This is a genomic window from Streptomyces griseomycini (assembly GCF_014203535.1).
Lineage (GTDB): Bacteria > Actinomycetota > Actinomycetes > Streptomycetales > Streptomycetaceae > Streptomyces > Streptomyces griseomycini.
The window spans coordinates 1-14,421 of sequence record NZ_JACHJI010000011.1 but is presented as its reverse complement, the minus strand read 5'-3'; the positions used below and the strand labels follow the sequence as shown (position 1 = coordinate 14,421).

The 14,421-nt window shown below is 74.7% G+C and carries 10 protein-coding genes and 1 pseudogene; 5 read left to right on the top strand and 6 right to left on the bottom strand.

Features of this window, described 5'->3' with window-relative positions:
• The 6 genes and pseudogenes from FHS37_RS27675 to FHS37_RS41160 form a co-directional block, all read right to left on the bottom strand.
• On the bottom strand, positions 1 to 1,383 hold the full coding sequence (locus tag FHS37_RS27675) for an alkaline phosphatase family protein (protein ID WP_184826114.1): 1,383 nt from the start codon (positions 1,381 to 1,383) through the stop codon (positions 1 to 3).
• Positions 1,380 to 2,555 carry a metabolite traffic protein EboE gene (eboE, locus tag FHS37_RS27670; protein ID WP_184826112.1) on the bottom strand — a complete coding sequence of 392 codons (1,176 nt, stop codon included), beginning with the start codon at positions 2,553 to 2,555 and terminating at the stop codon, positions 1,380 to 1,382. The genes FHS37_RS27675 and eboE overlap by 4 nt, the downstream gene beginning before the upstream one ends.
• Before the next feature lie 10 nt (positions 2,556 to 2,565).
• A complete protein-coding gene (locus FHS37_RS27665; RefSeq protein ID WP_184826110.1) occupies positions 2,566 to 3,426 on the bottom strand; it encodes a TatD family hydrolase in 861 nt (286 codons plus the stop codon).
• A 5-nt stretch (positions 3,427 to 3,431) separates the two neighbouring features.
• Positions 3,432 to 3,830, bottom strand: coding sequence for a hypothetical protein (locus FHS37_RS27660; protein ID WP_184826108.1), 399 nt, complete (start codon positions 3,828 to 3,830; stop codon positions 3,432 to 3,434).
• On the bottom strand, positions 3,827 to 4,816 hold the full coding sequence (locus tag FHS37_RS27655; RefSeq protein WP_229890214.1) for an SCO3242 family prenyltransferase: 990 nt from the start codon (positions 4,814 to 4,816) through the stop codon (positions 3,827 to 3,829). The genes FHS37_RS27660 and FHS37_RS27655 overlap by 4 nt, the downstream gene beginning before the upstream one ends.
• A gap of 148 nt (positions 4,817 to 4,964) precedes the next feature.
• Positions 4,965 to 5,361 (bottom strand): annotated as a pseudogene (locus FHS37_RS41160) (IS5/IS1182 family transposase); the annotation flags it as partial.
• A 436-nt stretch (positions 5,362 to 5,797) separates the two neighbouring features.
• On the opposite strand from FHS37_RS41160, the gene FHS37_RS27645 reads away from it, so the two are divergent.
• The 5 genes from FHS37_RS27645 to FHS37_RS27625 form a co-directional block, all read left to right on the top strand.
• Positions 5,798 to 6,280, top strand: coding sequence for a phospholipase (locus FHS37_RS27645; RefSeq protein ID WP_184826104.1), 483 nt, complete (start codon positions 5,798 to 5,800; stop codon positions 6,278 to 6,280).
• An 82-nt stretch (positions 6,281 to 6,362) separates the two neighbouring features.
• A complete protein-coding gene (locus FHS37_RS27640; protein ID WP_184826102.1) occupies positions 6,363 to 7,328 on the top strand; it encodes an ArsR/SmtB family transcription factor in 966 nt (321 codons plus the stop codon).
• A 259-nt stretch (positions 7,329 to 7,587) separates the two neighbouring features.
• A complete protein-coding gene (locus FHS37_RS27635) occupies positions 7,588 to 9,336 on the top strand; it encodes a fatty acyl-AMP ligase (RefSeq protein WP_184826100.1) in 1,749 nt (582 codons plus the stop codon).
• Complete coding sequence (locus FHS37_RS27630) at positions 9,333 to 9,602, top strand: acyl carrier protein (RefSeq protein ID WP_184826098.1); 270 nt, start codon at positions 9,333 to 9,335, stop codon at positions 9,600 to 9,602. The genes FHS37_RS27635 and FHS37_RS27630 overlap by 4 nt, the downstream gene beginning before the upstream one ends.
• A 93-nt stretch (positions 9,603 to 9,695) precedes the next feature.
• The coding region (locus tag FHS37_RS27625; RefSeq protein ID WP_280528437.1) for a non-ribosomal peptide synthetase at positions 9,696 to 14,421 on the top strand (4,726 nt) is incomplete at its 3' end.

Genomic DNA, 14,421 nt, shown 5'->3' with positions numbered 1-14,421 from the left:
TCACGGCCCGCTGAGCCCCGACAGCCGCAGGAGCAGCCGCTTGACGTCCGTGGCCCGGTAGCGGGGGCGCTCCGCCGAAGGGTCGGAGCACAGCAGCAGCGGTCCGTCGTCGTCGCCGTCGGGCAGCCGGCCGTGGCTGCCCCGCACCAGGGACGCGTCGAGCGGCACCACCGTCATCGGGGCGCGCATGCCGAGCTTCTTGCGCAGCACGGTCAGCCCGGCGCGCAGCCGCACCGCGGGCCGGCCGGGGTCGAAGAACAGCTCCGCCGGGTCGTAGCCGGGCTTGCGGTGGATCTCCACGCCCCGCGCGAAGTCCGGCGCGCGTGCGTCGTCGAGCCAGTAGTAGTAGGTGAACCAGGCGTCCGGCTCCGCGACCGCGACGAGCTCCCCGGACCGCGGATGGTCCACGGCCAGCCGCTCCTGCCCCGACCGGTCCAGCACCTGGTCCACACCGGGCAGCCCCGCCACGACCGCCCGCACGCGCGGCACGTCCGCCGGGTCGCGCACGTAGACGTGCGCGACCTGGTGGTCGGCGACCGCGAACGCCCGCGAGGCGTGCGGGTCGAGATACTCCATGCCGCGCTGGGCGTGCACGGCGAGCAGCCCTGCGCGGCGCAGGGCCCGGTTGATGCCGACGGGACGGGCGACCGGGCGGATGCCGTACTCGCTCAGGGCCAGGACCGTCGCGCCCCGCTCGTGGAGTTCGGCGAGCAGCGGGGCGAGCGCCGCGTCCGCCTGGCGGGCCGCGCGGATCGCCTCGGGCCCGTCGGGGCCGTACCGCTGGAGGTCGTAGTCGAGGTGCGGAACGTACACGAACGACAGGTCGGGGGCCGTGGTGCCGAGGACCAGGCGGGCCGCGTCGATCACCCACCGGGTGGAGGTGATGTCGGCCGCCGGCCCCCAGTAGCGGAACAGCGGGAACGGGCCCAGGGTGTGCGTGAGGACGTCGCGCAGCCCGGGCGGCCGGGTGTAGCAGTCGGGTTCCTTGCGGCCGTCGTAGCGGTAGACCGGCCGGGGCGTGACGACGGTGTCCACGTCGGCGCCCATGGCGAACCACCAGCACAGGTAGGCCGTACGGTGCCGGTCGTCCAAGGCGCGGGCGGCCTGCCACACCTTCTCCCCGGCCACCAGCCCGGCGTGCTGTCCCCAGAACCGGATCTCCGCGCGGTCGCGGTCGAACCAGCCGTTGGCGACGGCCCCGTGGTCGCGCGGCGCGCGGCCGGTGACCAGGGACGCCTGCACCGTCGACGTCACGGCGGGGAACGACGTGTCGAGCGGGGCGATGAAGCCCTGTTCCCCGACGGCCCGCAGGTGCGGCATGTGGGCGAGCAGCCGGCGGGTGACGCCCACCGTGCAGAGCACGACCACCTGGCGCCGGCTCATCCGGACACCTCCTTCAGGCCGATGCCGGTGAGGCGGCGGTGGGCCCAGTCGAGCTCTGCGGCGATCCCGTCGACGAGGCCGTCCGGCCCGTCGGGCCGCTGCTCCGGCGGCAGGACCGACCAGGTGTACGTCTCCACCTCGACGTGATCGGTGAGCGCGCGCTCCCCGGCGAACAGCGCGGACAGGGCGGACTCCAGCACCGGGCGCGTGCTGCGCAGCGGCGGGGCGGGCGCGGCGTGCAGGGGGACGTGGAAGTGGACCCGCCACGGCCCCCGGCCGGGCAGGGCGCCGGGCCGCAGCGCCTCGTCCAAGTCGTCGCAGCCGATGCGCCCGGCGCCCGGTACGGCCTCCCTCGTCTGGTGCAGGAACCGGGGCTCCGCGAACGAGGCGAGCGTGGCGGCGGTCGCCGGACCGGACGGATCGTCGGCGTGCAGGGCGCACGACGCCTGGACCTTCACGACGGGCAGTCCCGCTCCGGCCCAGGTGGTCAGGGCGTCCTCCGGTTCCTCGAAGGCCACCGCGAGATGGCAGGTGTCGAGACAGACGCCGAACGCCTCCGGGTCCAGCCCCGTGAGATGGGCGGCCGCCTCGGCGGCGTCCTCCACGACACAGCCCGGCTCCGGCTCGAAGCCGACCCGCACCGGACGGCCGTACGTCCGGGCCAGCGCGGCCAGTTCGCGGCCCAGCTCGTCGAAGTGGGCCAGGGCCCGCTCCCGGTGGGCAGGCGACCAGAAGGCACGCCAGCCCAGCGGCAGGGTCGAGATGCTGCCGCGCACCGCGTCGTCCGGGAGCAGCCGGGAGAGGACGGCCGCGAGGTCGCGGGTGTAGTCGAGGCGGGCCGGATGGGACCAATCGGGCAGGTAGACGTCGCGTTTGACGACGGGGGCGTGGAAGTGCCGGTAGGGGAAGCCGTTGAGCGTGACGACCTCCAGGCCGCGCGCCGTCAGCTCCGCGCGCAGCCGGTCCACGCCCGAGCGGTCCCGGGCCAGCGCCGTGGCGGCCGGCTCGGGCAGCCACAGGCCCAGCCCGAGCCGGTCCGCGCCCAGCCGCTCACGCACCGGCGTGGCGTACCGGTCGAGCAGCGCGCCGACGTCCTCGAGGTCGTCGGCGTCGTGGACGTTGGTCCCGTACGACAGGTGGACGGTGGTGCCGTCGGCGTGCCGGAATCTCATCGACGTCTCCTCAGCGCGGGCCGCGCGCGATCGAGTTGCCCTCGTGCTCGGCGGGGGCGGTGCCGTCGGGCTCCTCGAGCAGCGGGCGGAGCCGTCCGCTCTGCCCGTAGAACTCGACCGGGTTGCGCCACAGGACCCGGTCCACGTCGTCCTCCGCGAACCCGGCGGCGAGCATGGCCTCGCCGGTGGCCCGGGTCAGCAGCGGGTCGCTGTGCCCCCAGTCGGCGGCGGAGTTCACCAGCACGCGCTCGGTGCCGTACTCACGCAGGACGCGCACCACGCGGGCGGGGTCCATCTTCGTGTCCGGGTAGACGGAGAAGCCCATCCAGCAGCCGGTGCCGGCGACCTGCCCGACGGTGACCTCGTTGAGGTGGTCCAGCACGACCAGGCCCGGGTCGATCCCGGACGCCGCGACCAGTTCCAGGGACGCGGCCGTGCCGGCCGCCTTGTCCCGGTGCGGAGTGTGCACCAGGACGGGAAGCCCTTCGGCGACGGCCAGTTCGAGCTGGGCGGTGAACGCCTTCGCCTCGGCCCCGGTCATCGAGTCGAAGCCGATCTCGCCGACGGCGACCACCGAGTCCTTGGCCAGCCAGCGGGGCAGGATGTCGAGCACCCCGGCGCACCGCGGATCGTTGGCCTCCTTCGGGTTGAGCGCCACCGCGCAGTGGTGCGCGATGCCGAACCGCGCCGCCCGGAACGGCTCCCAGCCGACCAGGGACGCGAAGTAGTCGGTGAAACTGCCGACGGACGTGCGGGGCTGACCGAGCCAGAACGACGGCTCGACCACGCACCGCACCCCCGCCGCGCGCATGGCGCGGTAGTCGTCCGTGGTGCGGGACGTCATGTGGATGTGCGGATCGAGGATGCGCATCGGGCTCATCTCCTGGCGAAGTGCTCGAGCAGGGGCGGGATCTCGGGTGGTACGGGACGCCCGGCGGCCCGCCGCTCCTTTGCGTCCCCGTCGTGGTGGCAGGACGCCGCCTCGGCAGGCAGGCCCGCGTCGTGGGGCGGCAGTGCGGGCAGCAGGACGGTTCGCGCGGCGCCCTCCGTCAGCCAGTCGGGCAGCGCGGTGAGCACGCCGCGCCCGCAGCGGCGGCCCACGGCGGGGAACAGCCCGGCGGGCGCCGCCGGTTCGGCGGCCACCCGGGCCTGGGACTCCCGCAGCCAGCGACGAGCCGGCGGGGTGGGGTCCTGGTCGAGCGCCGCGCGCAACGGGGCCGCGTCCACGCGCCCGGCCGGGAGAGCCTCCCTCTGCGGCCCACCGGGGGCGTTCACGTGACGGACACCCGTCGGCCCAGGCGCCGGGCCAGCGGCAGGAGGGCGGACACGGACACCGCCGCGGTGACCGCTCCGGCGCGGGCCGTCGAGGAGGCCTGGAGCGGCACCATCGCGTGGATGCCGTCCCGCACCGCCCGCTGAACCCGGTCGGGGCGCGGGTCCCGTACGGCCGCGTACTGGGCGGCGCCGGCGACCATGCCGTACAGCCCGGCCAGCACGGCGGACACGCCTTGGGCCGGGGTGCCGAAGAAGGGGCGGCGGGCGGCGCGGGGCGGGTGCGGGGCCGGGGTGGTGGCGTTGTGGGGGGTGGCGTGCCGCAGCGCGGCCCGGGGGGCGGCGGCCGCGGCGGTGACGGCGGCGGTCACGGTCAGTGCGGCGGCGGGCAGCGCCGGGTGCGCGCCTTCGACCTCGCGTCGGCTGAGCACGGTGACGGCACCGGTGTGCGCAGCCGTGAGCGCCGCGGGCCGCAGCGCCCGGCGCAGTGGCACCTCCGTCCCGGGGCCGCCGGGCGCGGTGGCCCCCAGCAGGACGTCCAGAGCCCGTGCGCCCGCCATGGCGGCGGGCCCGAGCGGCGTGGACTTCAGCGACAGGTCGTACGCCCAGACCAGGGTGGCCAGCGGCACGGCGGTGCACAGCGAGCGGCGTCCGCCGGACAAGGCGGCCAACCCCAGCCCGCCCGCGGTGCAGGCGGCCGCCACGGTCAGTGCCGTGCCGGGCCGCACCCTCCCGGACGGAAGGGGCCGGTGCGACCGCTCGCGGGCGTCGGTCTCCCGGTCGGCATAGTCGTTGAGGGCCATCCCGGCCCAGTACAGGCACGTCGACGCGGCGGCGAGCCCCACGACGCGACGGCCCAGGGGCCGGCAGGCCGACACCGCGCCGGCGATCACGTCCCCCGGCACCGTCAGCGCGGCCGGGGCACGGACGAGTTCCACCCAGGCAGCGGGGCCGACGGAGCCGGTCCGGGGGAAGGGCGAGCGGGCCACGGGCTCCTCCACTTCGGTAGGGCGTCCTCTGCGGGCGATCGTGCGCCCTGGAGCTATGCGGGGCGCATCCTGCTGTTATCGAGCGGACAAGTCGGCTTGCCGCCCTCGAGCACGGCCGACGAGAAACGTCCGGGCGGCGTCACCCGGGGCCGGCTCCCCCGTAGGCGCGGTCGGCGAGGACGGGGATGCCCTGGCGTTCGCCCATCCGGATGATCCGGTGGGCGCGGGACGTGGCCAGGTCGTGCGAGCGGCCGGCCGGTGCGGGCGGGATCCGCAGCAGCCTGCCGTCCGACCGGTCACCCGTTGCACGTTCACCCCGGTCGGCGGTGCTCGCGCGAGCGGTGTCGCGCAACGCCCTGAGCAGGCCTGGTGCACGCTCTGCGCAGGCCGATCACGGCGGTCGTGCGGGCGCGTGGGCCGAGCCCGGCGGGACACCGAAGCCGACGGCGATCCGCGCGGGCGTGCCGGGCCGGCGCACCAGGCCGACGAGCCCCCGGTGCGGCGGGGGGCGCAGCGGCGGGCACCGTCGCGGGTGACACGAGCATCGAGGCCCACCCGGCCAAGGCGTGCGGCCGGCCGGGTGCGGCAGAGCACGCGACCGACGCGGGCTCCCGTGCCCCGGGTCGAGACGGCGGACACCACCAGAGGCTCCGTGTGCCGGTATCCCCGTCCGGCGTCGACGCGTCCGGTTCCGGCCTCCGCTGCGCCGCCGCCCGTCCGAGGGTGCTCACCGACGCGGCAGCACGGCACGGACGTACTCGTGGCCGGCGCGAAGGACCCTCCCGCAGGTCTCACCGGCCCTGACCGGTGCCCTCCCCGTCATCGGTCCAAGACCCCTGGCCGGCGAATAAGTCGCGCCATAGTCGCTCGATAAAGCGTGCATATTCGGGTCCCCCAGAATGGGACGGCGCGGGCGACCCCGCGTGCTTTCCGTCCGTCGGGCTCAGACGAGCCGTTGCCTGTCTTCCGGAGGTGTCCAGCATGCTTCGCCAGGTGCGTCTTTCGGCCGGTGCAGCTGTCGCCGCGGTGGCCGCCGCACTTTTCACTGCCGCTCCCGCGCAGGCGGCTCCGGCCGACAAACTGGAGGTCCTGTCCAGATGGACGCAGACCAGTGCCACCAGCTACCAGTCGTGGTACGCAGCACGGCAGAACCAGGCGGCCTGGGCGGCGTACGCATTCGACTGGTCCACCGACTACTGCACCACGTCCCCGGACAACCCCTACGGGTATCCGTTCTCGCTGTCGTGCGCCCGGCACGACTTCGGTTATCGCAACTACAAGGCGGCCGGCCTGTTCGCCGCGAACAAGGACCGTCTGGACAGCGCCTTCCACGCGGATCTGATGCGGGTCTGCGCCGCCTACAGCGGTGAGCGCCGCACGGAGTGCCAAAGCCTCGCGAGGGTGTACTACGAAGCGGTCCGGATCCTGGGATCGCGGGAGGCGGACACCGGCAGGACCGCCTGACGCCGGCTTGACCGGCGCTTCGGCAATGGCCCGTACCGCACCGGTCGCACAGCGACCGGACCGTCCCGGGGAGAAACGGACAGTGCAGAGAATCCACTTCACGGCAGAGGACCTGGCGCGGACCCGGCTGAGCCCCACACTCGGCCAGGTCGCGGAGACGGTCTTCGCCCTGGGGCTGCTCGGCCGCCCCGGCAGCGCCGCGCATCTGCGCTGGCGCCACCGGCTGGCCCAGCACCTGCGCCAGCGCACCGCGCTCGCCGCGCTGGTCGCCTCGCCCCAGAGCCGGTTACGGGCACCCGGTGATCTGCTCTGTCTGGTGGACGCGGCCCCGGACGAGGGCGACCGTGCGCTGCGGGCCCTCGGCCTGGGCCGCGACGAGGCCCTGGCCGCCGTGCGGGACGTGTGGCGGTACGCCCTCGCCCCGTACTGGAACCGGGTGCTGAACCAGCTGGAGCACGAGTGCAACGCCCGCGGCCGCATCACCATGACCGGCGGGGTCGACCGGCTGCTGGAGACCCTGCACTCCAGGATCCAGTGGCAGAGCCCGGTCCTGGAGGTGCCGGGCCCCGACCGGGACGTCCACCTGGACGGACGGGGGCTGGTCCTGGTGCCGTCCCTGTTCCTGGTGCACCAGCCCGCCGTGCTGATCCGCTCCCTGCCGGAAAGCGGCGGGGCCGCCCTGGTGTTCGCCGTGTCGCCGGACTTCCCGCAGGCCGCCGGACTGTGGGACGAGCCCGACAACACCGGGCAGGCGCTCGGCGCGCTGGTGGGCCGGACCCGGGCGGCGGCCCTGCGCGCCCTCACCACCTCGCGCACCACCTCCGAACTCGCCGGGACGCTCGGCATCTCCTCCGCGGGTGCCAGCCAGCACACCGCGGTTCTCCGGGAGTCCGGACTCATCACCACGCACCGCAATCGCAATACCGTCCTGCACACCGTGACCCCCCTCGGAATGGCCCTGCTGGGCATGCGCGTCCGGGAATCCGGGCGCGGTTCCGGAAAGGGTGAACAGCGGATTGCGGGCGAGTTCCGTCAGCCCGCGGCGTGAAACCGCTCCACATCCCGCTGGGGACGTCCGCGACGGTCATTCAGGCGAGAGTGAAAGATCCTGCTGGCCGCCGCGGAGACTGCTGAAGTCCAGGCTTAAGAACCCTGGAAAGAGCCCTCCGCGAAACCCACGAAAACAGAAGGGAAGACGGTCGCCCGAGATCCCTTTCCTTGACGCCTGCTTCGCGGGCCGACTAGCGTCGCAGCCCGTCGATGATCGTGCATCAATTCCTGACCGCAGAATCGAGGAATCGACGGTCATGTCGGAAGTCAGCACCGCTGCCAATGCCACGGAACTCCTTCGGCACTGGGCCGCCGAACGCCCCGCACAGGACGCGCTCATATGGGTACGCGATCCGGAGCGGCGGGATGCCGTGCACCTGACCCACGCAGAACTCGACACCCGCGCCCGGCAGCTCGCCGTGCGGCTGCAGAGCCGTTTTCCCGCCGGGTCCCGCATCCTGCTGCTCTGCCCGCCCGCGGAATTCATCGTCCCGTTCGTCGGCTGCCTGTACGCCGGCATGGTCGCCGTACCGGCCCCCCTGCCCGGCCGCTTCCCGCACGAGCGCAGGCGGGTCAGAGCGATCGCCGCCGACTCGCGGGCGTCCGCCGTCCTCACCGGCACCGCGAGCCTCCCGGCCGTCCGGGACTGGGCGCAGCAGGAGGAGCTGGACGAGGTGCCCCTGCTCGTCGCCGACGACGCGGACCTGCCGTCCCCCGACGGCTGGACGCCGCCGGCCGCCGGCCGCGGGACGCTGGCCCTCCTGCAGTACACGTCCGGGTCGACGGGCACCCCCAAGGGGGTGATGATCAGCCACGGCAACCTGCTCACCAACGCGGCGACCCTCTGCTCCACCCTCGAGGTCCCCGAGGGCGCCCGGTTCGGGGGCTGGGCCCCGCAGTTCCACGACATGGGCCTGATGGCGCAGACGCTGCCCGCCCTCTTCCACGGCAGCACCTGCGTCCTGATGGACCCGACGGCCTTCCTCAAGCGGCCCCACCACTGGCTGCGCATGATCGACACGTACGACGTCGTGTGGTCCGCCGCGCCCAACTTCGGCTACGACTACTGCTGCCGCAAGGTGACCGACGAGCAGATCCACGGCCTGGACCTGTCCCGCTGGCGCTACGCCGTCAACGGCTCCGAACCCGTTCAGGCCGGCACCATGACCGAGTTCGCCAAGCGGTTCGCCGCCGCGGGCTTCCGCCCCGAGGCGGCCTCCCCCTGCTACGGCCTGGCCGAGTCGACGGTGTTCGTCTCGGGCGCGCCGCCCCGCGAGCCCGTCGTCACCACCGTCGACGGCGATGCCCTGGCACGGCGCGAGTTCCGGCCCGTGCCCACCGCCGCGGGCGGGCGCGACCTGCCGAGCAACGGCACCGCGCACGGCTTCGACGTGGCCGTCGTCGACCCGGAGACCGGCCGGCGCCTGCCCGCCGGACGGATCGGGGAGCTGTGGCTGCGCGGCCCCAACGTCGCCCTGGGCTACTGGGGCGACGACGACGCCACCACCGCCACCTTCCGCGCGACCACCGCCGACGGCGACACCGGCTATCTGCGCACCGGCGACCTCGGCACCGTCCACGACGGCGAGCTCTACGTGACCGGCCGCATCAAGGACGTGATGATCTTCCACGGCCGCAATCTGTACCCCCAGGACATCGAGCACGAACTGCGCACCGCCCATCCGGAACTCGCCAACGTGGGCGCCGTGTTCGCCGCGCCCGTCCACCCGCGCGACACCCGGGACCCCGAGGAGGCCCTCGTCGTCACGCACGAGGTGCGCGCCGGACTCGGCGGGCCCCGCCTCACGGCGCTCGCCGCCGCCCTCCGGCAGACCGTCGCCCGGGACTTCGGCGTCGTCCCGGCAGCGGTGCTGCTGCTGCGCCGCGGCGCGGTCCGCCGCACCACCAGCGGCAAGATCGAACGCTCCGCGATGCGCGACCTGTTCACCACCGGACGCCTGGACAGCGAGTACGCCAGCGTCATCACCCCGGGAGAGCCGCGATGACCGCGCACGCGCACACCGTGTCCGAGACCGAGGTCCGCCAGTGGCTCGCCGAGCGTATCGGCGTCCTCCTCGACCGGGCCGGCCACGAGATCCAGCCGGATGTCCTGATGGCCGAGTACGGCCTCGACTCCCTCCAGGCGGTCGCCCTGGCCGGGGAGGCCGAGGACCGCTGGGGCCTGCCCGTGGACCCCGACGTCGCCTGGGAGTACCCCACCGTCGCGCTCCTCGCGGCCCACCTCGCCGCACGGATCGCCGACGGCGGCTGACCCGCACCACCGCAGCGCCCGCCCGGGACGACGGCTCGTCCCGGGCACCGGCGCGCACGTCCCGAACGAGCCGGAGGAAGGGCGGATGTGAGCATGTCCAAGGGCGGAACCCCGCGTTACCGTGCGTCATCGGCGCAGCTGGGCGTCTGGGTCGCACAGCAGTTGCAGCCCGGCAGCCCGCTTTACAACTGCGGCGTGTTCTTCGACATCGACGCGCCGGTGGACTCCGGGCTGCTCGACCGGGCCGTCGTCCGCGCCGTCGAGGACACCGCGGCGCTGCGCGCCCGCTTCACCGAGGACGACGAGGGCCTGTGGCTGTGGACCGTGCCCGACGCGGCACCCCCGCGCCACGTCGACCTCACCGGCGAAGCCGACCCGTACGCCGCCGCCCTCGCCTGGATGCGGGACGATCTCGCCACCCCCGTCGACCCCGGCCGGGACGCGCTGTACGGGCACGCGCTGCTGAGCCTCGCCCCGGACCGCCACGTTCTCGCCTTCCGCTACCACCACATCGCCCTCGACGGCTGGGGCCAGATCCTCCACTGCCGCCGGATCGCCGAGCTGTACACGGCGCTGGCCAAGGGCGCCGAGGCACCCGCCGCCCCGTTCGGCACCCTGCACGATCTGTTGGCGGAGGACGCCGCCTACCTCGGCTCCCCGGCCCACGACCGGGACGGGGCGTACTGGCGCGACGCCCTCGCCGACCCGCCGGAGCCGCCCCGCCTCGCGGGCGGCTCCGCACAGCCCGCGCACAGCGAACTGCGCGCCGGGACCTGGCTGTCCGAGCCGCAGGCCGCCACCCTCCTCGCGGCGGCCGGCACGGCCCGCACCCGCTGGACCGTCGTCCTCGTCGCCGCCGTCGCCGCCTACCTGCACCGCCTCACCTCGGTGCGGGACGTCGTCCTCGGCTTCCCGGTCTCCGCCCGCACCAGCCGCGCCGCCCTCACCACCCCCGGCATGCTCGCCAACGAGGTGCCGCTGCGGCTGCGCGTACACCCCGCCGCCACCCTGGAGGACCTGGTCGCCCAGGCCGACCGGCAGGTGCGCGACGCCGTCCGCCACCAGCGCTACCGCGGCGAGGACCTCCACCGGGACTTCGGCCGCACCGCGGCGCACCCGCTCACCGGACCGGTCGTCAACCTCGTCGCCCAGGACCTGTCCATCGAGCTCGCGGGCCGCACCGTCACCGCCCGCCAGCTGTCCACCGGACGCGTCAGGGACCTCTCCGTGCACATCAGCGGCGCCCCCGACGGCTCCGGCGGCATCCGCCTCGACTTCGACGCACACCCCGACCTGTACGAGGACACCGCGCTCCTCGCCCACCGCGACCGCTTCCTCGGCTTCCTCACCAGGCTGCTCGAGGGCCCCGCCCTGCCCGTCGGACGGGCCGACGTCCTGGACGCCCAGGACACGCACCGCGCGCTCGTCGAGTGGAACGACACCGCCCGCGACACACCCGGGACGACCCTTCCCGCCCTGTTCGCCGAGCAGGTGCGGCGCACCCCCACCCGTCCGGCCCTCGACGTCGACGGCACCGTCCTGACGTACGCCGAACTGGACGCCCGCGCGGACCGCCTCGCCCGTCGGCTGCGCCGGGCCGGGGCCCGCCCGGAGACGTTCGTCGCGGTGGTACTGCCCCGCTCCGCCGACCTGGTGGTCGCCCTGCTCGCCGTGGTGCGGACCGGCGCCGCCTACGTGCCGGTCGACCCCCACTACCCGGCGGACCGCATCCGCTACATGCTGCAGGACTGCGACCCCGCCCTCGTCGTGACGGACAGCCGGCTCGCCGACCGGGTCCCCGCGCCCGCCTCACGCCGCCGCCTCCTCGTCGACGACCCCGACACGGCCGACGCCCCGGAGGACACCGCCGACCGGCACACCGACGGGCCGCTGCCGAGGCACCCCGCGTACGTCATCTACACGTCCGGCTCGACGGGCCGCCCCAAGGGCGTGGTGGTCGAGCACCGCTCGCTGGCCGCCTACCTCCAGCGCGCCCGCCGCGAGTACCCGGCCGCCGCGGGAACCTCCCTCCTGCACTCGCCGGTCGCCTTCGACCTGACCGTCACGGCGCTGTACACACCGCTCGTCAGCGGCGGCACCGTCCGCGTCGCCGAACTGGGCGAGGACACCGCCCGGACCGGCGACCGGCCCACGTTCATGAAGGTCACCCCCAGCCACCTGGAGCTCCTCGACGCCCTGCCCGATGCCGCGTCACCGAGCGACACCCTCGTCATCGGCGGCGAGGCCCTGCACGGCGGCGTCCTCGACGGCTGGCGCCGCCGCCACCCCGACGCGGTCGTCTACAACGCGTACGGCCCCACCGAGGCCACCGTCAACTGCCTGGACCACCGGCTGGACCCGGGCACCCCCAGCCCCGACGGCCCCGTGCCCATCGGCCGGCCCTTCACCAACACGCGCGCCTACGTCCTCGACGGCGCCCTGCGCCCCGTGCCCCCGGGCGTCGTCGGCGAGCTCTACATCGCGGGCACCGGCCTGGCCCGCGGCTACTGGAAGCGTCCCGGCCTCACCGCCGAACGCTTCGTCGCCGACCCCCACGCCGGCCTCCACGGCGACGCGGGCGCCCGCATGTACCGCACCGGCGACCTCGCCCGCAGGTGCGACGACGGCACCCTCGTCTTCGTGGGCCGGGCCGACGGCCAGGTCAAGATCCGCGGCCACCGCATCGAACTCGGCGAGGTCCAGAACCGGCTGGCCCGGCTGCCCGAGGTCGCCCAGGCCGTCGTCGTCGCCCGGGAGGACCGGCCCGGCGACCTGCGGCTCGTCGGATACGCCGTCCCGTCCGGCGGCGCCCACCCCGACTCGCTGCGCGAGCAACTGGCCGACGCGCTCCCGGAGTACATGGTCCCCGCCGCGATCGTGCTGCTGGACGCCCTGCCGCTCACCCCGAACGGCAAGCTCGACCGGAAGGCGCTGCCCGCCCCCGAGTACGCCGACGACGCCCCCGCCCGCACGCCCCGCTCCCCGCAGGAGGAACTGCTCTGCGAGCTGTTCGCACGCGTCCTCGGGCTGCCCCAGGTGGGCCCCGACAGCGACTTCTTCGCCCTCGGCGGACACTCCCTGCTGGCCACCCGTCTCGCCGCCCGGATCCGCGCCGCCTTCCGGGCGGACGTGTCCGTCCGCCAGCTGTTCGACACGCCCACCCCCGCCGGCCTGGCCCGCGTCCTCGCGTCGGCGGACGCCGGCACCGCCGACGACGCACGGCCCGTCGCCGTCCGCAACCGCCCCGAACGCGTCCCCGCCTCCTACGGCCAGCGCCGCTGGTGGTTCCTGGACCGCCTGGAGGCCCAGGACTCGGCCACCCACAACATCCCCGCCGCCCTCCGGCTCGCCGGCGACCTCGACCGGGAAGCCCTGCGCGCCGCCCTCGCCGACGTCGTGGCCCGCCACGAGCCGCTGCGCACCCTTCTCACCGAGGACACCGAGGGCCTGCGCCAGACCTTCCTGCCCGCGGACGAGGCACACCCCGTGCTGCCGGTGCTCCCGGTCGAGCCCGGCGAACTGGACACCGCCCTCGCCCGGGCTGCCCGGGAACGCTTCGACCTGGCCACCGAACCGCCCCTGCGCGCCCGGTTGTTCACCACGTCCGGCACCGAGCACGTCCTGCTGCTCGTCGTCCACCACGTCGCCGCCGACGGCTGGTCCATGGAACGCCTCGTCCGCGACCTGGCCACCGCCTACGCCGCCCGCCGGCAGGGCCACGCCCCCGACTGGGCACCGCTGCCGCTCCAGTACGCCGACTACGCCCTGTGGCAGCACGCCCTCCTCGGCGAGCCCGGCGACCCCGACAGCCTCGGCGACCGCCAACTCGCCCACTGGAGGCGGGCCCTGGCGGACCTGCCCGACGAACTGCCGATGCCCGGCGACCGCCCCCGCCCCGCCGTCTCCACCGGTGCGGGCGCCCACCACGCCTTCGACGTCCCCGCCGAACTCCACGCACGCATCGCCGCCGTCGCCAGGGCCCACGACGTGAGCGTCTTCATGGTGATGCAGGCCGCCCTCGCCGCCCTGCTGTCCCGGCTCGGCGCCGGGGACGACATCCCGATCGGCTCCCCGACAGCCGGACGCGTCCACGAGGACTTCGAGGAGCTCGTCGGCGTGTTCGTCAACACGCTGGTGCTGCGCACGGACCTGTCCGGCGACCCCACGTTCGCCGAGCTGCTGGCCCGCGTCCGGGAGACCGACCTCGCCGCCTACGCCCACCAGGACGTGCCCTTCGAACGGCTCGTCGGCGAACTCAACCCCTCCCGGTCGCTGTCCCGCAGCCCCCTGTTCCAGGTGATGCTGGCCTTCCAGAACACCTACCGGCACGACGGCATCGGCGCCCTGCGCCGCCTGTCCGGACTCGACGCCGAACTGCTGCCCAGCCACACCGGCACCGCCGAGTTCGACCTGTCCTTCGACTTCGGCGAGCGCTTCACCGCCGACGGTTCGCCGGCCGGGATGTACGGCGGCCTCGAGTACAGCACCGACCTCTTCGACCCCGACACGGCCCACCTCCTCGCCGACCGACTCCTGCGCGTCATCGACCAGGCGTGCGCCGACCCCGCACGTCCCGTCAGCGCCCTCGACGTGCTGTCGTCCGGTGAGCGGCGGCGGGTGGTGGAGGAGTGGAACGCGACCGGGCGTGTGGTGCCTTCGGTGTCGTTGGCGGATCTGTTCGTGGAGCAGGTGCGGCGGTCGCCGGGGGCGACGGCGGTGGTGTTCGAGGGTGTGTCGTTGTCGTACGCGGAGCTGGATGCGCGTGCGTGTGCGTTGGCCGGGTGGCTGGCGGGGCGTGGTGTGGGTGTGGGTGACCGGG